Origin of the sequence: Ruegeria sp. HKCCD6119, assembly GCF_013110585.1 — a bacterium.
In the GTDB taxonomy this organism is placed as follows: Bacteria; Pseudomonadota; Alphaproteobacteria; order Rhodobacterales; family Rhodobacteraceae; genus Ruegeria.
This window is the reverse complement of record NZ_WVQV01000002.1, coordinates 49,588-67,799: the sequence shown is the minus strand read 5'-3', so window position 1 is coordinate 67,799 and position 18,212 is coordinate 49,588. Positions and strand designations below refer to the sequence as shown.

General features: G+C 59.7%; 16 protein-coding genes and 1 tRNA gene. 11 read left to right on the top strand and 6 right to left on the bottom strand.

What is annotated here, in order from left to right; translation table 11 throughout:
- Nucleotides 1–195 precede the first annotated feature (195 nt).
- Nucleotides 196–891: a THxN family PEP-CTERM protein gene (locus tag GS611_RS07575; RefSeq protein ID WP_209832326.1), complete on the top strand. Its 696-nt coding sequence runs from the start codon at nucleotides 196–198 to the stop codon at nucleotides 889–891.
- A gap of 390 nt (nucleotides 892–1,281) precedes the next feature.
- On the opposite strand, the gene GS611_RS07570 is transcribed toward GS611_RS07575, so the two are convergent.
- Together GS611_RS07570 and GS611_RS07565 are read right to left on the bottom strand one after the other, a co-directional pair.
- Nucleotides 1,282–1,902: a pyridoxamine 5'-phosphate oxidase family protein gene (locus GS611_RS07570; protein WP_171634247.1), complete on the bottom strand. Its 621-nt coding sequence runs from the start codon at nucleotides 1,900–1,902 to the stop codon at nucleotides 1,282–1,284.
- Between the two features lie 12 nt (nucleotides 1,903–1,914).
- A complete protein-coding gene (locus tag GS611_RS07565; RefSeq protein WP_171634244.1) occupies nucleotides 1,915–2,379 on the bottom strand; it encodes a nuclear transport factor 2 family protein in 465 nt (154 codons plus the stop codon).
- A gap of 292 nt (nucleotides 2,380–2,671) precedes the next feature.
- Here GS611_RS07565 and GS611_RS07560 point away from each other — a divergent pair, with 292 nt between their 5' ends.
- The 3 genes from GS611_RS07560 to GS611_RS07550 all read left to right on the top strand — a co-directional run bounded on the left by GS611_RS07560 (nucleotide 2,672) and on the right by GS611_RS07550 (nucleotide 5,997).
- Nucleotides 2,672–3,235 (top strand): TetR/AcrR family transcriptional regulator, encoded by a 564-nt coding sequence (locus tag GS611_RS07560; protein ID WP_171634241.1) that lies wholly within the window; start codon nucleotides 2,672–2,674, stop codon nucleotides 3,233–3,235.
- A 142-nt stretch (nucleotides 3,236–3,377) separates the two neighbouring features.
- Entirely contained in the window at nucleotides 3,378–4,535 is a 1,158-nt protein-coding gene (locus GS611_RS07555; RefSeq protein WP_171634238.1) for an acyl-CoA dehydrogenase family protein, read from the top strand.
- A gap of 190 nt (nucleotides 4,536–4,725) precedes the next feature.
- Nucleotides 4,726–5,997: an FAD-dependent oxidoreductase gene (locus GS611_RS07550; protein WP_171634233.1), complete on the top strand. Its 1,272-nt coding sequence runs from the start codon at nucleotides 4,726–4,728 to the stop codon at nucleotides 5,995–5,997.
- 2 nt (nucleotides 5,998–5,999) lie between these two features.
- Here GS611_RS07550 and GS611_RS07545 read toward each other — a convergent pair whose 3' ends face one another.
- Nucleotides 6,000–6,701: an SDR family oxidoreductase gene (locus GS611_RS07545; RefSeq protein ID WP_171634230.1), complete on the bottom strand. Its 702-nt coding sequence runs from the start codon at nucleotides 6,699–6,701 to the stop codon at nucleotides 6,000–6,002.
- 103 nt (nucleotides 6,702–6,804) lie between these two features.
- On the opposite strand from GS611_RS07545, the gene GS611_RS07540 reads away from it, so the two are divergent.
- The gene (locus GS611_RS07540) at nucleotides 6,805–7,656 is read left to right on the top strand and encodes a LysR substrate-binding domain-containing protein (protein ID WP_171634228.1); all 852 of its coding nucleotides are present in this window, start codon (nucleotides 6,805–6,807) and stop codon (nucleotides 7,654–7,656) included.
- Here the strand turns inward: GS611_RS07540 and GS611_RS07535 are convergent.
- Entirely contained in the window at nucleotides 7,647–8,549 is a 903-nt protein-coding gene (locus GS611_RS07535; protein ID WP_171634225.1) for a LysR family transcriptional regulator, read from the bottom strand. The genes GS611_RS07540 and GS611_RS07535 overlap by 10 nt on opposite strands.
- Before the next feature lie 75 nt (nucleotides 8,550–8,624).
- Between GS611_RS07535 and GS611_RS07530 the strand changes: the two genes are divergently transcribed.
- From GS611_RS07530 to GS611_RS07510, 5 genes are all read left to right on the top strand, one after another.
- A complete protein-coding gene (locus GS611_RS07530; protein ID WP_171634222.1) occupies nucleotides 8,625–11,837 on the top strand; it encodes a reductive dehalogenase in 3,213 nt (1,070 codons plus the stop codon).
- A 125-nt stretch (nucleotides 11,838–11,962) separates the two neighbouring features.
- On the top strand, nucleotides 11,963–12,829 hold the full coding sequence (locus GS611_RS07525) for a xanthine dehydrogenase family protein subunit M (RefSeq protein WP_171634219.1): 867 nt from the start codon (nucleotides 11,963–11,965) through the stop codon (nucleotides 12,827–12,829).
- Nucleotides 12,826–13,305 (top strand): (2Fe-2S)-binding protein, encoded by a 480-nt coding sequence (locus tag GS611_RS07520; protein ID WP_171634217.1) that lies wholly within the window; start codon nucleotides 12,826–12,828, stop codon nucleotides 13,303–13,305. Before GS611_RS07525 ends, GS611_RS07520 begins: the two co-directional genes overlap by 4 nt.
- Nucleotides 13,305–15,560, top strand: a complete 2,256-nt coding sequence (locus tag GS611_RS07515; protein WP_171634214.1) for a xanthine dehydrogenase family protein molybdopterin-binding subunit — start codon at nucleotides 13,305–13,307, stop codon at nucleotides 15,558–15,560. Before GS611_RS07520 ends, GS611_RS07515 begins: the two co-directional genes overlap by 1 nt.
- Entirely contained in the window at nucleotides 15,553–15,798 is a 246-nt protein-coding gene (locus GS611_RS07510; protein ID WP_117868042.1) for a MoaD/ThiS family protein, read from the top strand. The genes GS611_RS07515 and GS611_RS07510 overlap by 8 nt, the downstream gene beginning before the upstream one ends.
- Here the strand turns inward: GS611_RS07510 and GS611_RS07505 are convergent.
- Entirely contained in the window at nucleotides 15,795–16,499 is a 705-nt protein-coding gene (locus GS611_RS07505; RefSeq protein ID WP_171634212.1) for a DUF374 domain-containing protein, read from the bottom strand. The genes GS611_RS07510 and GS611_RS07505 overlap by 4 nt on opposite strands.
- A 141-nt stretch (nucleotides 16,500–16,640) precedes the next feature.
- On the opposite strand from GS611_RS07505, the gene GS611_RS07500 reads away from it, so the two are divergent.
- Nucleotides 16,641–16,716: transfer RNA gene (locus GS611_RS07500), tRNA-Trp, on the top strand.
- 427 nt (nucleotides 16,717–17,143) lie between these two features.
- Here the strand turns inward: GS611_RS07500 and GS611_RS07495 are convergent.
- Complete coding sequence (locus GS611_RS07495; RefSeq protein ID WP_171634209.1) at nucleotides 17,144–17,911, bottom strand: alpha/beta fold hydrolase; 768 nt, start codon at nucleotides 17,909–17,911, stop codon at nucleotides 17,144–17,146.
- Nucleotides 17,912–18,212 lie beyond the last annotated feature (301 nt).

The window sequence follows — 18,212 nt, the reverse complement described above, 5'->3', positions numbered from 1 at the left end:
GTATCTGTTTCCAAAAGTTGGACAATTGGTGCATACCAGATGATTGTGTCCTTTTCGACGCTCTTTGGGGCGTCATTCGCCTTGATTGAGGTGAAAACGTGGCGTCAATGTGGCGTTTGAGCTAGGAATATGATCCTGTTGTGCTGCTCTTTCCCAGAGTGGTTTGTAACGAGTATTCATACGTAAGGTGGGCACATGACATTGATACGAAACATAGCTGCGATCGCTGTTGCAGGTGTGATGGCTGCAAGCGGTGCGTCGGCGCTGACCATTTCCAGCATCTCGCCCTCTTGGCAAAACGTAAATCCAAGTTCCGGCGTTACTGAAAGCACCTCTGGTTCTACGATTTCTCTTCGGTGGGGAAGTGGCAGCAGCTCAAGTGGTTACGATTTCACGCCAACTGGCACGCCAATTTCAGGTCTGTTGCCTGGAACGGCATTTGCTCTGGGTCAGTTCTCGCATCTGAATTTCCCGATCACTGGAACAACACTGAGCTCGGTCGACCTTCTTGTCGATATATTGATAAGCGGTGGCCCTCTGGTGTCCTCTTCGTTTGCCCTGACGCATAACGAGACATTGAATCGCCCAGCGAACTGTCCGGCGGATTCCACCCCTTGTGATGACATCGTGACCATTGCCAACAATTTGGGCTCTCAAAGCTTTAATTTCCGTGGACAAAATTATGTGTTCTCGGTCCTCGGTTTCTCTCAGGACGGCGGCAGCACCATTTCTAACGGCTTCAGCACAACGGAAAACATGCAAAACGTCGCGACGCTGTATGGGGAATACACGATTGCCCCCGTGCCGCTGCCCGCTGCTGGCTGGCTGCTTCTTGGCGGCATCAGCGGTTTGTTTGTGATGGGGCGTCGGAAAAAGCGCAGCACGGCCTGATTTGGCTTTACATGCTCTCACCATTATTGGTGGTGAGAGCAGACCCGGAACTGTGCCGATCTTTTTCGACCAGGATTTTCAGCCTGACAGCGCATGCGCCCCCTGGGTTCGACTTGATAGCTTTGGCTGGAATCGACAAGCGCGCTTGTTGGACACCTGTCGCGGTGACGCGCGGTCATCATTCTTGCTGCAAATGTTCGAACAAAATCTTGCTGAATACCGATGGCGGCGATGTTCGTACCGCACTGGGTGAAGCGAAAAAACCGAACATGATGATCAGAATGATCAGAGCAGTACCGGCAAGGCAAGCCGCCGAGAGGTGAAAGACCGAGCGAACCATTGCGACACTCCCTTCTCTTGATATCCGTAAATTTTGTGAGGGCTGAAACGTCAACCTGACTTTGCCAATTGCTGTTTCAGCCTTTGGTTTTCCGCCTGCAACTCTGCCAACTGCTGCCCCAGCCTGTTCAGATGAGGGCGCAACTCTGCTTCGGTGAAGCGCGGCGTGATGTGGCTTGGGCAGTTCCAGTCCAACGCCTCGACGCGGATGACCACGGCCCGTTCGGCCGGTGCCTCGGCCTCTTCCGGGTAAAGGGTGGCGGCCGCTGTTTCGCCTTCCGTGAACACGACACGCCCAAGGATCTTGAGACGGCGTCGGTTGGCGTAATCCATCAGGATCATTGCAATACGATCATTGCCGTCCAGATTCCCGCGCGAGATATACTGTTTATTGCCGGAAAAATCCGCATATCCGATGGTCTGAGGGCCAAGCACCTTCAGAAACCCTGTCGGCCCGCCCCGATACTGCACATAGGGCCAGCCGGTCTCGGACACGGTGGATTGATAGAACCCGTCCCGCGCCTGAATGAACTCTTTCTCGGGGTCTCCGATCAGATGGCCTTGCCGCGGGCCACCTGCAATGAACTTGGCATAGGTTCTGGCCGATCCCATCCTTTCTTGATGGGCGCGGACTGCGGGTGTGAAGGTCAGTTCGGAAAAAGCGCGGGGCATTGGAAAATCCTTTCAAAGACCCAGTTCGGACAACCCGGGGTGGTCATGAGGGCGTTCGCCCAAGGGCCAATGGAACAGCCTGTCATCTTCGGCTATCGGAAGATCGTTGAGCGAGGCATGGCGATGTGACATGCGCCCGTCATCGGCGAACTCCCAGTTTTCATTGCCATAGGATCTGAACCACTGACCGCTGTCGTCGCGCCATTCATAGGCATAGCGTACGGCAATGCGATTTCCGGCAAAGACCCACAGTTCTTTGATCAGGCGATAATCCAGTTCCTTCCGCCATTTGCGGGTCAGAAAGGCGTGGATGTCGGCATGGCCGGACAGGAATTCAGCCCGATTCCGCCATTGACTGTCATCCGTATAGGCGGGCGTCACGCGGTCGGGATCGCGGCTGTTCCAGGCATTTTCCGCCGTGCGCACTTTTTGAGTGGCAGTTTCCAACGTGAAGGGAGGCAAGGGAGTTCTGGACATTTCGCAAAGGCTTTCAGGTGAGGGAGGCGGCAAGAAGAGCAATGGTCAGAAGGAAGGGGACGTACTGAGGTGGAAAAATGCTGGCGCGACGTTTCATCGGTCAAATCCTCGGGTGTACAGATCGGTTAACTTATAGGCAAAGTGTACCGATCTGTAAACTTTTGCAAGTGGAAATTTCATGGTGAGACAAGGCGCCTGGTAAAACTATTTCAAAACAACGCTTTGGCCTGGGGTCATTGTACTTCACGCTCCATGGTAATATGTACAGAACGGTACACCATGGAGCCGAATCATGCGCCCAAACAAACGGGATGAGTTGGTCAGCAAGGCCCTGAAGGTCTTTTACCGCGACGGGTTTCACGCAACCGGCATGGACAAGCTGGTCGTGGAAACAGGCGTGTCCAAGACGTCGATGTACAAGCATTTCCGCACCAAGGAAGACCTGATCGTCGCCGCGCTGCGCTTGCGGGATGAGAACTTTCGCGACTGGTTCTTTCAGCGCATCGACGAGATGGCGGAAACACCGGCCGAGCAGATCATCGTCAGTTTCGATGCCCTGAAAGAGTGGTTCGAAGAGGACGGGTTCCGGGGCTGCATGTTCATCAAGGCCGGGGCCGAGTATCAGGACAAGGATCACCCGATCCATGTACAGGCCGCCGAACACAAACAGCTTTTGCTGGAACACTTCACGGCCATAGCCCAGCAGGCCGGCGCGCATGATCCTCGGAAGCTCGCGAGTCAGATCGTGTTGTTGCAAGAAGGAGCCATCGTTTCCGCCGTTCTGCTCAAGAACTGCGATCCGGCGGAAGACGCCAAGGATGCGGCCAAGCACCTTTTGGCCAAAGCACTGACTTAACCCCGCCAGCCAATAGGTATTCTCTGACATCGTAGGCCAGGGAACGTTGCGTTGTTCCGCAAAGGGACGCGGCGTCACAAGGATTGGCGTGAACCGAACACGGCGCTAGCCTTTTCCGGAAAGACCGATTGGAGGGCGTTCAATGTCACTTTTCACTTCGACTGCGGCATGGGTCACTGATGAACACCGCATGTTCGCGGATATGGCGGGTCGGTTCATGGATGACGAACTGTCGCCTAATATCGAAACCTGGGTTGAAAACGGCGTTGTGGATCGCGATTTCTGGCGCAAGGCCGGCGAAACCGGGCTGATGGCAGGTGCGGTCCCCGAAGAATATGGCGGCGTCGGCGGCGGCATGGGCTTTGACGCCATCACGGCCTACGAACAGGGCGCGCGGGGTGATGCGGGTTGGGGTTATGGCATCCAGTCGATCGTGACCCACTATCTCACCGCGTATGGCAGCGAAGATCAGAAGAAGAAGTGGTTGCCCAAACTGGCGTCGGGTGAATTGGTCGGCGCGCTGGCAATGACCGAACCCAGTACCGGTTCGGACGTGCAGGCGGTGCGGATGACTGCCGAGAAGGACGGCAACTCCTACCGGTTGAACGGGTCCAAAATCTTCATCACGAACGGACAGACTGCGGATCTGATCATCGTGGCCGCCAAGACCGACAAGACCGCTGGCGCACGCGGCGTTTCGCTAATCGTGGTGGAAACCGACGGGTGTGATGGTTTTCGCCGGGGGCGGAACCTCAAGAAACTGGGCATGAAGGGCAATGACACTGCCGAACTGTTTTTCGAAGATGTCAAAGTGCCGATGACAAACCTGTTGGGCCCCGAGGAAGGGCAGGGATTCTATCAGCTTATGAAACAGCTGCCGTGGGAACGGCTGAATATCGCGATCATGGCGCTGGGCGCGATCGATTTCGCCATCGGCGAAACCGTGAAATACGTGCAGGAACGCAAAGCCTTCGGGCAGCGGGTGATGGATTTTCAGAATACCCGGTTCAAACTGGCGGAATGCAAGACCAAGGCCGAGGTTCTGCGCAGTTTCATCAATGATTGTATCGGGAAACTGGAAGCAGGCGAATTGGACGCGGCAACTGCTTCGATGGCCAAATACTGGGGGTCCGAGGTGCAGAACGAGATCATGCATGAATGCCTGCAACTGTTCGGCGGCTACGGGTTTATGATGGAATACCCGATTGCGCGTCTTTACGCGGATGCCAGGGTGCAGATGATCTATGGCGGCACCAATGAGGTCATGAAAGAGCTGATCGCGCGATCGCTCGACGTCTGAGCCCACCACGCGGGCCCTCCCGCCCGTCGTCTTCATTCCTGACGGAATGACTCCTCCGGTTGGGCCCGGCAGGCCCGGGCAAAGCCCGGGCCTGCCGGGCCTGTTTCGTTGTCGCAGCACGGGTCAAAAGGCCGCTTGCAAAGGGGGGGTGTCGGTATGATGATCCGCCGACAAGACTCAGAGGCCCGACGTGAACGATCCCGAACAATCACTTTGGCAGACCACCTGCACCGAGACAGTCCCCGCACCGCCCCTGACCGCTGACGCAGCGGTTGATCTGGCTGTCATCGGAGGTGGCTACACCGGCTGTTCAGCGGCTTTGACCGCTGCCCGCGCCGGCTCGTCGGTCTGCCTGCTCGAGGCGCAGGAGATCGGGTTTGGCGGTTCGGGGCGCAATGTCGGTCTGGTCAATGCGGGGCTGTGGCTGCCGCCGGATGACATCCGGGCGCATATCGGTATTGAACCGGGGAACCGTTTGATCGACTTGCTGGCCAAGGCGCCGGCGGATGTGTTTGCCTTGATCGATGAATATGGCATCGCGTGTGAGCCCGTGCGCAGCGGAACCCTGCATTGCGCTCATTCCGCGTCGGGTTTGAAGGACCTGCATACGCGTCATGCGCAGTTGAGCGAAGCCGGAGCGCCGGTTGTGCTGTTGTCGGCGGACCAGGCCGGTGAACGCACCGGCAGCCAGGCCTTTCACGGTGCCTTGTTCGATCCACGGGCAGGAACCATTCAACCTTTGGCCTATGCGGTGGGTTTGGCACGCGTGGCGTCACAGGCCGGGGCGCGGATACATACGCAAAGCCCCGTGCAGACCATGACATATGAGGGCGGGCACTGGGTTCTGGTGACACCGGGCGGGACGGTTCGGGCAAGATCGGTCATTCAGGCGACGAATGCCTATCATCTTGCGCTGCCGGATACCGCGCCTGCCTATGTGCCGGTCTATTATTTCCAGTACGCCACGGCCCCGCTGACGGACAATTTGCGCGCCAGTATCCTGCCACGGAAAGATGGGTGCTGGGATACCGGGCTGATCATGACGTCATTCCGGCTGGATCAGGCGGGGCGGATGATCATTGGCGGCATGGGGGATCTGGGACACGCCGGCCGGGTTGCACATTCCGGTTGGGTCCGGCGCAAGCTGGCCGAGCTCTATCCGCAATTGGCCAACCAGTCGTTGGAACACGGGTGGCACGGGCGGATCGCAATGACATCGGATCATATTCCAAAGATCACGCAGATCGGCCCCAACGCTTTGGCCGCACACGGGTATTCCGGTCGCGGCATCGGCCCGGGCACGGTGTTCGGCCGCATGATGGCCGAAAGCCTTCTGGCCGATGATCTCTCGCTTCTGCCGGTTCCCGCCGTGTCGGAACACCGCGAAAACTGGACGCGCGTGCGCCGCGCATTTTTTGAATCCGGCGCGGCGCTGACGCATCTTGTAAAGGCGCGGTTCTAAGTTCAGACAGACCGGGTGATACCGCCGTCCACCCGGATATTCTGTCCGGTGATGTAACCGCCGCCTTCCGAGGCGAGCAGAGCGACGACCGAGGCGATCTCGTCGTAGCTGCGCCCATAACGACCCATCGGAATGCGGCTGCGGAATTCTTCTTTCTCGGGCAGGCTGTCAATGAAGCCCGGAAGAATGTTGTTCATGCGGATATTCTCGGCGGCATATTTGTCCGAGTACAGCTTGGTGAAGGCGGCCAACCCGGCGCGGAACACGCCCGACGTCGGGAAAACCGGATCCGGCTCGAAGGCGGCAAAGGTCGAGATGTTGATGATCGAGCCTCCTCCCTGCGCCTGCATGATCGGGGTCACAAGCCGGGTTGGGCGCACCGCGTTCAGGAAATAGACATCCATGCCGGTGTGCCAATCCTCATCCGTCAATTCAAGGATCGGGGCACGGGGGCCGTGACCGGCAGAATTGACCAGAACGTCAACACGCCCCCAATGGGCCATGGCGGCATCGACAAGTTTCTGCAAATCCTCGGTGGACTGGTTCGAGCCGGTAATACCGACACCGCCCAGCTCTTTTGCCAAAGCTTCCCCTTTGCCCGAGGAGGACAGAATGCCGACCTTGAAACCGTCCGCCGCCAGCCTCCGGGCGGAATCCGCCCCCATGCCACTGCCGCCCGCTGTGATAAGTGCTACCTTTTCCATCTGACATCTCCGTTTTCAGTTGATCCCAAGATGGCTGTCGGACAGTGGTTTGACCAATCAGTTCTGCTGCCTCTATTCTGTAGAAAATCTACAGGATAACAGCATGACCGCCCTTCCACCCCTTAACGCCTTGCGCGCTTTCGAGGCTTCTGCCCGTCACTTGAACTTTCGACTGGCCGCCGAAGAGCTGGGCGTGACGCAGGGCGCCGTGGCGCAGCAGGTGCGCGGGCTTGAGGCGCGATTGAACGAGGTTCTGTTCGACCGCCTGCCGCGCGGGTTGCGCCTGACGGATGCCGGGCGGCGGTTTCACGCGCCCCTGCGACGTGCTTTCAGGTTGATCGAAGAGGCTGTGGCCGACTTGTCTCCGGACCGGCGGATCACATTGTCGGTCACGCCCAGCTTTGCCTCGAAATGGTTGGTGCCGCGTTTGTCGGGCTTCACGGACCTGTATCCGGACGTCTCGGTTCAGGTGGATGCGCGCGAGCGTCTGGCGGATTTCAGTTCGGATGGCGTCGATCTTGCAGTCAGGCAGGGTCGGGCGCCGTTTGCGGCGGAACTGGAGGCGGTGCCTTTGTTCTCGACCGAATTCATCCCGGTATGCAGCCCTTCTGTTGCGGGCGGAATCAGCACCTCTTCTGATCTGCTGACGCAAGTGCTGCTGAACGACACCCACGGATTGTGGCCCTTGTTCCTTGAACGGGTGGGGGTAAGCGGAAAACCCAGAATGATGAGCTTCAGCCAGACCAGCCTTGCGATCGATGCCGCAGTTTCGGGGCAGGGGATAGCACTGGCCAATGCGCCTCTTGTCGCGCCCGAGGTGGCCTCGGGCCGTCTTGTTCAGCCGCTTGCGGATGTCCTGGTTGCAGATCTGGGGTTTTACGTGGTTGCGCCCCGCAAGCCGCGCCAGCCGCAACTGGTCAGGATCATGCGCGACTGGCTGTTGTCTCAGGTCTGAAGAGACGCGGCGATCGCCTCGATCCGGGCCCGCAACCAGCGATGTGCCGGATCATTGGCCGACCTTTGGTGCCAGACCATGTAGATCGACACCGGGGCGCATTCGAACGGCAGTGGCGCGCAATCCAGCATGGCCAGCGGGCCCTGTTTCATCAGCGCCGTGTCGGTCGAGATCAGGTCGCTGCCCAGTATGAAGGCCGGGATGGCGTTGAAATGCGGCAAGGTCACCACTGCTGGCCTGATCTGGCTTTGATCGACGCCACGCATGACGGCGCGGGCATTGCGGCCATCGGCAAAGCGAACCTCGACATGATCGCAGTTGCAATAGGCGTCCCAACTGTCCGGCGGCGTGCGCTGTGTGGCGTCATAGAACAGCATCAGCGGGCTGGTCATCAGGCGTTTTTGAAAGATATCCGGCCCATCCGGTGGCAACGGGGTCAGCATCAACTGGCATCTGTCACTGCGCAGCAGCTCGGGGTCGGGCACGCCTGAAGGAATGAATTCCAGCCGCAGACCTGCGTCTTCGGCACGTGTTTCTCGTAACAGCTGCGGAAAGATCAACTCGCGCGGCATGTCATTGGTGGCGATGCGGATCCTGATCTGTTCAGACTGCGGATCGAACGGCCGCCCTTCGGTCAGCGCCCGCATTCCGTCCAGCACCTTTTGTGCGGGCTCCTTCAGGGACAAGGCGCGCTCGGTCGGGGTCAGGCCCTGACCGGACCGAACAAACAACGGGTCGCCCAGCACCAGCCGGAGCTTGGCCAGCGTGTGGCTGATGGCCGATTGCGTGACGCCCAGCCGATCCGCAGCTTTCGAAACCGAGCTTTCCTCGAGAATGGTCAGAAAGGTGCGCAGAACCTTGCCGTCGAGATCAGTGAAATCGATTTTCCTCATACCACTTATGATTATGCATGAATGGTTTCGCTGTCCATGACGGGGTAGGGGATGGATGGCAACAGGAGGCGCATAATGGGAATCCGCTTTTTCTCGGACAAGAACCGGCCCGTTCACATGGGGCGATACCCGTTGGAGCGTTTGACCCGACAAGATACCATGCCGGATTTGTCGCGCGTGCCCGCCATGGGCGAACTGAGTTTCCTCCGGCCGGAACGGCCCTACAGCATCGTCAACGCCATGGGCGAGTTTCAGGCGATGCTGGACGCGATCCGCGACGGGTTGGTGAACCCGATTGCATCCGAGATCCCCTCAGATCCGCAGGAGCGCGCCAACCATCTAAAGGCATTTGGGTATTTCAACGACGCATCGATGATGGGCTGTGGGCCGTTGCCGTCGGATGCACTGCTGGAGGAACCACGCCGCAACCCCGATATCGACCGGCTTGCCCACGCATTGCGCACGCGCCAGACCAAAACGCTGGCCTCTGGGATCGATCTCATCATGGCCGATCTGAAAGACAGTATGGAGGCCGCGCCCAAGCCGATTAACGACCACCGTCACGCCATCGTCTTTCTTTACGAACACAACCGCGACCCTGACCCTTCCGAACCCGGTGCGGACTGGATCATCGACGCGCAGGATCATCGAGCCTGCCTGCTGGCAACCGAGAATGCGGTGGTCATCGCCAACTATATCCGACTTCTGGGTTTTGACGCCCGCGCGCACAGCATGATGTCGTCCGAAGTTGATCTGGGCAAGCTGGCCATGGCCGCCGGTCTGGCCTCGGTCGAGGGCGACCAGCTGGTTGCGCCTTGGCTGGGCACCCGGTTTGGCCTTGCTGCCGTGACGACCGAGATGCCCATCGCGCATGACCGGCCGCTGAGGCCCATGGCGCAACAGCCGTGGTTTCGGACCCAAGGTCCGGCATGGTGGCTGGGCACGGGATTTGCCAAGAACGCCCTCAACCGTGACCCATATGCCAAACGACGCTATGTGGACGGGGCCCATCCCTTCGAAAAGCTCAAACGGGTCGAGGCTCCGACAACCTATATCGACGAAGAGAATGTGGCCCGCGTTCCCAAGCGCGCCGACATGTTCGCCCGCGCCCAGTTCGGCGACATGGGCAAGTCATTGCAGGACGCCGCGAAAGGCGGGTACTACGTGCGCAAGGCCGCGCCCAGCTTTGCCCAGCGCCGCGCGCTGGGTGCATTCGTTCTGTTGCAGGATGGTGAAAGCGCCGAGGTCGCCGGATCCACCGATGCCGAGCGCAATGCGGCGAACATCAAGGCGGCGACCTATTTCCTTGGGGTCGATGCGGTGGGCCTCAGCTGCTGCCCGGAATGGGCGTGGTATTCTCATGACGCCACGGGCGAAGAAATCGTGCCGCCGCATGATCAGGCCATCAGCATGATCATCGATCAGGGCTATGAAACGATGGAAGGTGCCAGCGGTGACGACTGGATCAGCGTCGCCCAATCCATGCGCGCCTATCTGCGCTTTTCGCTGCTGGGCGGCGTGATTGCCCAACAGATCCGCAACCTGGGCTACAAGGCCAAGGCGCATACGGTGATGGATGGCGAGGTGCTGCAACCGCCGCTGTTGCTGCTTTCGGGGTTGGGAGAGGTCAGCCGGATCGGAGAAGTGATCCTGAACCCCTATCTGGGCCCGCGCCTGAAATCAGGCGTGGTGACGACCGACATGCCGATGGCGCATGACAAACCCATCGATTTCGGCCTGCAAACCTTTTGCGAATCCTGCAACAAATGCGCCCGCGAATGTCCCTCGGGCGCGATCACCGCCGGACCGAAGCTGATGTTCAACGGTTACGAAATCTGGAAATCCGACAGCCAGAAATGCGCCACGTACCGTGTGACGACCCCGGGCGGCGCGATGTGCGGGCGCTGCATGAAGACCTGCCCGTGGAACCTCGAAGGCCTCTTCGCTGAACGCCCGTTCCGCTGGGCTGCGATGAACATCCCCACCGCCGCGCCCGCGCTGGCCAGGCTGGACGATGCGGTCGGCAATGGCGGGCTGAACGACACCAAGAAATGGTGGTGGGACATTGAGTTGCAGCCCGACGGCGCCTATCGCCCTACGACGCACCCGTTGAACCGGCGCGATCTGCAAAAGGATCTGGACCTGAAATACGAGGATCAGACCCTGGCCGTCTATCCCGCTTATCTGGCTCCGCACCCATGGCCCTATCCCTTTGCAATGGACCGAGAGGCCGGGATTTCAGCCTATGAGGCCATGGTGACGGCTGACGAGTACAAGGCCCGCAAGGCAGGCGGGGACATGTCGATCATCCATCGCTATCAGATCGCTGGTGATGCGCCTGTGATGCGGGTCGCCGTGACCAAGGTTGAAAAGATGACGGCGGATGTCACGAAATACGAATTTGCATCGCTGGACGGTGCGCCCCTGCCGGGATGGACAGCGGGCGCACATCTGGACGTTCTGGTCGCGCCGGAATTCCTGCGGCAATATTCCATGTCCGGCGACCCGTCGGATCGTACGAAATTTCAGATCGGAGTGCTGCGCGAGGATGACGGGCGCGGCGGGTCCGCGTTGTTGCATCGCATCTTCACCGAGGGCCGAAAGGTTTTCGTGTCCAATCCGATCAACCACTTTGAATTGGATGAAAGGGCCACCAGAACATTTCTCATGGGTGGCGGCATCGGCATCACCCCGATGATCGCATTTGCCCATCGTCTGCATGCGCTGGGCCGCGAGTTCGAATTACACTATTCGGCCAGCACACGGGGCGGGGCGGGGTATCTGGATGATCTGGCCGCCATGCCCTGGGCGGATCGCGTTCATTACCATTTCTCGGATGAAGGCACCCGCGCCGACCTGAATGTAATTCTGTCCGGCTACCGGGATGGATGGCATGTCTATACCTGCGGGCCGGATCGTTACATGGACGGCGTGGTTCAGGCGGCCGAGCAGCAGGGCTTTCCCGAAGAGGCGCGTCACCTGGAATATTTCTCGGTTCCTGAAACGCCTGAATATGAAAACCACGCGTTTGAGCTCAAGCTTGCGCGTTCGGGCCGGACACTGCCCGTGCCCGCAGACAAGGACGCCGCACAAATTCTGAACGAAGCCGGTATTCATGTGGATGTGAAATGCGCAGACGGCATCTGCGGCGTCTGTAAATGCGGTGTCATTTCGGGCGAGGTCGAGCATCGGGATTTCGTTTTGTCCCGCAAACAGCGCGAAGGCGCCATGATCCTGTGCCAAAGCCGCGCGGCGGAACCTGATGGGGTGATCGAGATCGATCTCTGAACCCTGTCCAAAAGCGACATTTGGAAGTTGAATTTTGATCGCTCGGCCCATGGACGCCGGACGAGGGGTGAATTAACGTCGCCGCGAACCCAGATATTCCTGACCAACAGGTACGAGGTAGCTTCATGGATTATCACAGCCCTGCCAGCTTTGCCGAAGCTTCGGCTCTGGCCGCGAACGCGACGGGCATCACACGTTTTCTGGCGGGCGGTACGGATGTACTTGTGCAACTGCGCTCGGAACTGGTGACGCCCGATACGCTGATCGACATCAAGAAGATCGACGGCGTGCGTGACATCACCCGCAATGCCGACGGCAGTTGGACGATCGGCGTGGCCGTCACCGGCGCCGAGATGAGCGAGCACCCCGAGCTTGGCCGCGACTGGCCCGGTGTGGTCGAGGCGATGGACCTGATCGGTTCAACTCAGGTTCAGGGCCGCGCGACGCTGACGGGCAATCTGTGCAATGGCTCACCTGCGGCTGATTCCGTGCCCGCCATGGTGGCCGCAGGCGTGACCGTCACCGTAACCGGCCCCGATGGCACGCGTGACGTTGCGGTCGAGGACATCCCGACCGGGCCCGGCAAGACCTCGCTGGCGAAGGGCGAGTTGATCTCGGCCGTCAACATCCCTGCCCGAGGCAAGAATGGGGGCGACGCCTATCTGCGGTTCATCCCCCGTACCGAAATGGACATTGCGGTGGTGGGCGTAGGTGTGAACCTCCGTCTGGACGGTGAAGTCATCACCGAGGCGCGCGTGTCGCTGGGTGCCGTGGCACCGACCGTTCTGTTGGTTGAAGACTGTGCCAACGCGATCATCGGCAGCACTTTGGACGATGCCGCCCTTGACGCACTGGCCGCGGCCGCGTCCGCCGCCTGCAATCCGATCGACGACAAACGAGGTACGATCGCATTCCGTACCGAAGTCGCCGGCGTTCTGGCCAAACGTGCCGCAAAGATCGCCTATGCCCGCGCGAAGGGAGAAAACGCATGAGCAAGCTCCACATATCCACCACCGTGAACGGGGACGCAGTCGAATACCTGTGCGACCCGCGCGAAACCCTGCTGGACTGTCTGCGCGACAAACTGAACCTGACCGGCGCCAAAGAGGGCTGCGGCACCGGTGATTGCGGCGCGTGTTCGGTCACCGTCGATGGCCGCCTTGTGTGCTCGTGCCTGATGCTGGGTGTCGAGGCCGAAGGCAAGCAGATCGAAACCGTCGAAGGGATTGCGGATGGTGACATCCTGCACCCGTTGCAGAAGAAGATGATCGAATACGCCGCGCTGCAATGCGGCATCTGCACCCCGGGCATTCTGGTGGCGGCGAAGTCGCTGCTGGAGAAGAACCCCAATCCGACCGAGGAAGAAACGCGCTATTGGCTAGCGGGCAACCTATGCCGCTGCACCGGTTACGACAAGATCATTCGCGCCGTGATGGACACGGCGGCTGAGATGCGGGAGGCGTCATAATGGCTCTGGACGATCGCAAAACTGACTTCACCTTCGTTGGCACCCGCCCCGATCGCCCTGACGGTCTGGACAAGGTGACGGGCCGGGCCAAGTTCGGTGCGGATATCTCGGCCCCCGGCATGTTGCACGGCGCGATTCTGCGCTCACCCCATGCCCATGCCCGGATCGTCAGGATTGATACCTCGAAAGCCGAGGCATTGAAGGACGTCAAAGCCGTCGTGACCCGCGCCGATTTCGCCGATGTCCCGTTCAAGCCCGGGCTTGAAGGCGAATTCTGGAATGTGCTGGAAAATGTCATGGCGGGGGAAAAGGCGCTCTATGACGGGCACGCGGTAGCTGCGGTGGCGGCCACATCTGCCTTGGCGGCACGTGATGCGCTGAAACTGATCGAGGTCGAATACGAGGTGCTGCCGCACGTCACCGATGTGGACAAAGCGATGGCCCCGGATGCGCCGGTGATCCGGGAAGGTGCTGCGGATTATTCGGTGCCGGAAGGGATGCACCCGAACGTCGTGCGTTATCACGAAAGCGGTCACGGTGACGTCGAGGCGGGCTTTGCCGAGGCCGATCTGGTTATCGAAGACAGCTTTGTCACCGAGGCGACCCATCAGGGCTATATCGAACCGCATGCCTGCCTGGGCATGCTGGGCAATGACGGCAAGGGCGAGTTGTGGTGCACAACCCAAGGCCACTGGATCGCGCAAAAGACCTGTGCGGCGCTGCTGGGAATCGAAACCTCACAGCTGCGCGTCACGGCGTCTGAAATCGGCGGCGGTTTTGGCGGCAAGACCACGGTGTTCATCGAACCCGTCGCGCTGGCGCTCAGCCGCAAGGCAAACCGTCCGGTCAAGATCGTGATGACCAGGTCCGAAGTTTTTCGTGCCACCGGGCCGACCTCTTCGGCGTCGATGGACGTGAAGATCGGCATGAAGAAAGACGGCACGATCACGGCGGCGCAGGGTGTCTTCCGCCTGCAAGGCGGGGCCTTCCCCGGCGCCCCGGGCGATATGACGGCCATGTGTGCCTTTGCGCCCTACAACCTGACCAACGTCAAGCAGATCGGTTACGATGTGATGTCGAACCGTCCGAAACAGGCCGCGTACCGCGCGCCGGGCGCTCCGATGGGCGCTTTCGCCGTTGAATCCGTCCTTGATGAGCTCTGCAACAAGCTGGGCCTCGATCCTATTGATGTGCGTCTGAAAAATGCCGCGCATGAGGGCACGAAGGCCAGCTATGGCCCGACCTACGAACGCATCGGTCTGGTGGAAACGCTTGAGGCTGCCAAGGCGCATCCCCATTACGCGGCACCGCTGAAGCCGGGTCAGGGGCGCGGGGTTTCCTGCGGTTTCTGGTTCAACCACGGGGGCGAGACCAGCGTCTCATTGGCACTGTCCGAGGATGGTTCGGCGCAGTTGATGGTCGGCACACCCGACATTGGCGGGTCGCGCGCATCCATGGCCTTGATGGCGGCCGAGGTTCTGGGCATTCCGTATGAAAATATCCGCGTGACCATCGCCGACACGGCGACGCTGGGTTACAACGACGTGAGCCATGGTTCGCGCGTGACCTACGCGTCGGGCCTCGCGACGATCAAGGCAGCAAGACACGCGGTCGAGAAACTGTGCGAACGTGCGGCGGCCAAGTGGGGCATCCCGGTCGATGCGGTGAAATGGGAAGACGGCTGCGCGGTGCCCTCGGGGCCCAATGCGGGGGATTTCGACGCGATGCCTTTGGCCGACATCACGGCGGATATGGGATCGACCGGAGGCCCGATTTCGGGCCATTTCGAAGCAACCCCCGAAGGCGCGGGCGTATCCTTTGGCACCCATATCGTCGATGCCGAGGTCGACCCGGAAACCGGCAAGACATCGATCACCCGGTACACGGTCATTCAGGACGCCGGCAAGGCGATCCACCCGACTTATGTGGAAGGGCAGTTTCAGGGTGGCGCCGCACAGGGCATCGGCTGGGCACTGAACGAGGAATACATCTATGGCGAAGATGGCCGGTTGCAGAACTCGATCTTTCTTGACTACCGGATTCCCGTTGCCAGTGACCTGCCGATGATTGACACGGTGATCGTCGAAGTGCCCAACCCGGGCCACCCGTTCGGGGTGCGCGGCGTGGGCGAGACGGGCATCGTGCCGCCCCTGGCCGCCATTGCCAATGCGGTGTCCAATGCGGCGGGTGTTCGGATGAAGCAACTGCCGATGTCTCCGCCGCGCATTCTGGCGGCCCTGAAAGAAAATGGTTGAGGTCCACCTTTGGTCCGGCCTCCGGTCACTGACCGGGGGCCAGCAAGTGGTTAAGGTCGAGGCCAAAACCACCGGAGAGCTATTACGGGCTTTGGTCCGTGCCCACCCACAGCTGCAGGCCCCCATTGATGCAGGGGTCTCCATCGCGATCGACGGGCGCGTCATAGCCACCGGGCTTACCGAGCCGATTCCCGAAGGCAGTGAAGTCTATCTGATGCAACGTCTCAGGGGCGGTTAGGCGTCAGGTGACCAGGGCTCGCGCCCGACCATCCGGTCAGCTTCTGCCGTGATGTCGTTCATGTGCTGCTCCAGGCTCAGGCGCAGGGTCTCGATTTCCTCTTCGCTGGCCTTGCGGGGCACTGTTTCAGTCCATTCCCGGCACAGAAACACGCCTTCATTTCGCCAGGGGCGGGGCATCAGAAGGTGATCCCAGGTTCCCGCTTCGCGACCATGTTTCGCGGAAAAGGTGATACCGAATACGCGCTTGCCCGAGGTGCGCGCCCATACCAACGGAACCGTCGACAGAACCCGTTCCGGCCCGCGCGGTCCGTCTGCCGCGATCCCAATAGAGATACCCTGCTTCATCTTGCCCAGAACCTGGCGTGACAAGGCAACGTGGCGTGTCTTGCTGGCCATGGCGATCGTGTCCATGCCAAACAGCTTTTGTACCCGGCCCACCATGCTGCCCGCCCGGGCAGACGAGGTGATCGAACAGATGCGCCCCTTGTCCAGCGGGAAGAAATAGGGCGACTGCGCCAGCCGTTGGTGCCACAGCACAACGATGACCGGTTCACCTTGTTCGGCCAGCTGATCCAGTTCTTCGTATCCGATGCGCTGCCAGCGTGTGTTGCGGTTGACCAATCGAATGTAAGTGGCGATCCGGCGGGCCACCCAGTTCAGCACGGCTTCGCTGTCTGCGATCTTCTTGCGGAGGTTCACACGGGGTTCCTTTTGCTGACCGGACCTTGTCTTAGCGCACTGCACATTTTGCGCAACTTGTTTGTCGGCTCAGATAGTGGCGTGGAATTCGAAAAAGCCTCTTGAGTCCGCCGCGCGGCTGTCATATCTGGGGCTCACCATAGGGGTATAGCTCAGTTGGTAGAGCGACGGTCTCCAAAACCGTAGGTCGCGGGTTCGAACCCTGCTGCCCCTGCCATCCGCATTAAAACACCATTCGGCAATCGTGCCTGGCGCGTTTCCAGCGCGCGCGGCTTTCGGCTATGGCCGGGGCGGACCGGCAATAAGAACGCATGCAGGCTTTGTGAGCCGCAGTGCAGCCAAACCCTATATGCCATCTAAAAATACCGGCCCAGAGTGTGAACAGCGTCACTGACTGACATCGGGAAGTCTGGTTATCTGAGGATGTCAAAGAGTTGGCGTTCAGGTTCTGCACAGAACGCAGGTTTTCAGTTTCTCCCTTGTGACTGGGGCGCGCTTGTGGTCGAGCGCGCCCTTTCCGTTTCTGGTCAGCAACCCATAGTGACGATATCAGAACGTGCAGAGAATCCGTCCAAAGACGGTACTTGAGCAGAACCCGCAAAATCGGGCTTTGCACCATAGAAAGGTGTTGGGCGACCGGTCAGTCAGGCCAGCAGCGCCAGATCCCCGATATTTGTCTTGTGCCGGGTCGGCATCGTTTTTGCCGGATGGCCGTCGATCGTCAGGGCGAGGTCCTCATAAAACCCGCCGCTGTCGAACCACCAGCGATGCGACTTCATCATCTTGCGCTGCCCTTTGGGGACGTCTCGTTGATATTGGTGGTCACAGAAAATATCCCAATGACCTTTCGAGGTCAGCTTCGGCATCCCGACACGACCAGCGCGACGCCGACCGCCGTGAACAATCCCGCCGGCCAGGGCCAGCACCTTGTCTTTCCGGCTATAGTAATTGGTGAATCGCTTGCACCGTTTTTTCAGGACCAGATCGCCCCATGCGCCCTTTTCCAGCCATTCTGAATCGATGTCCGCTGACGCAAACATGACCTGATCCGCCGACCATATCTTGTTGCCTGGCCCGGCCGAATCCCCGAAGTCCGAGAAAGCGCGCAGTACCACCAACGCCCCCATGGAATGCGCGATCAGATGCACCTTGGGGCGTGGCGACATCCCCAACAGCGGCAAGATCCCGTCCCCCACCAGATGCGGCGCCACCGCCTTGGCATCGGAGCGGTCCGAGTCGTAGGTGTGCACCGATCCGTCGCTGGGCCAGTCAAAGGCAACGACCGCGCCCTGATACCCGTTGCCCCTGAGATTGGTTTCTATTTTCCCCAGCCGGTCCAGCATGTCCTTCTGGCTGGTGTTGAACCCGTGAACATAGATCAGGACGGCCGAATCCCCGCCCTCCTGTCGCACGAGATCCAGCCATTTGGTTTTTTTGATAATACTACCCTTACGAATTTTTCCACCAGGGCTTTGCTGGGTGATGTGAACATACCTGGTCTTTGCCGCCGGCTTAAACGTGAACTTTTTCTTCGGGGCGTTATAAGTGCGGCGTGAAAAAAACAGTGCCAAGTCGGAAACTCCCTTCTGAACAATTCCTGAATTGTGCCACGAACTGCCATTTTCACAAAGGGTTGGCCTTTAACCTCTTCGGGGCCAAATCGGCGTCGTTGGGAGAATGCGGGAATGCGCCAAGGTTGCATACCGGGGCATC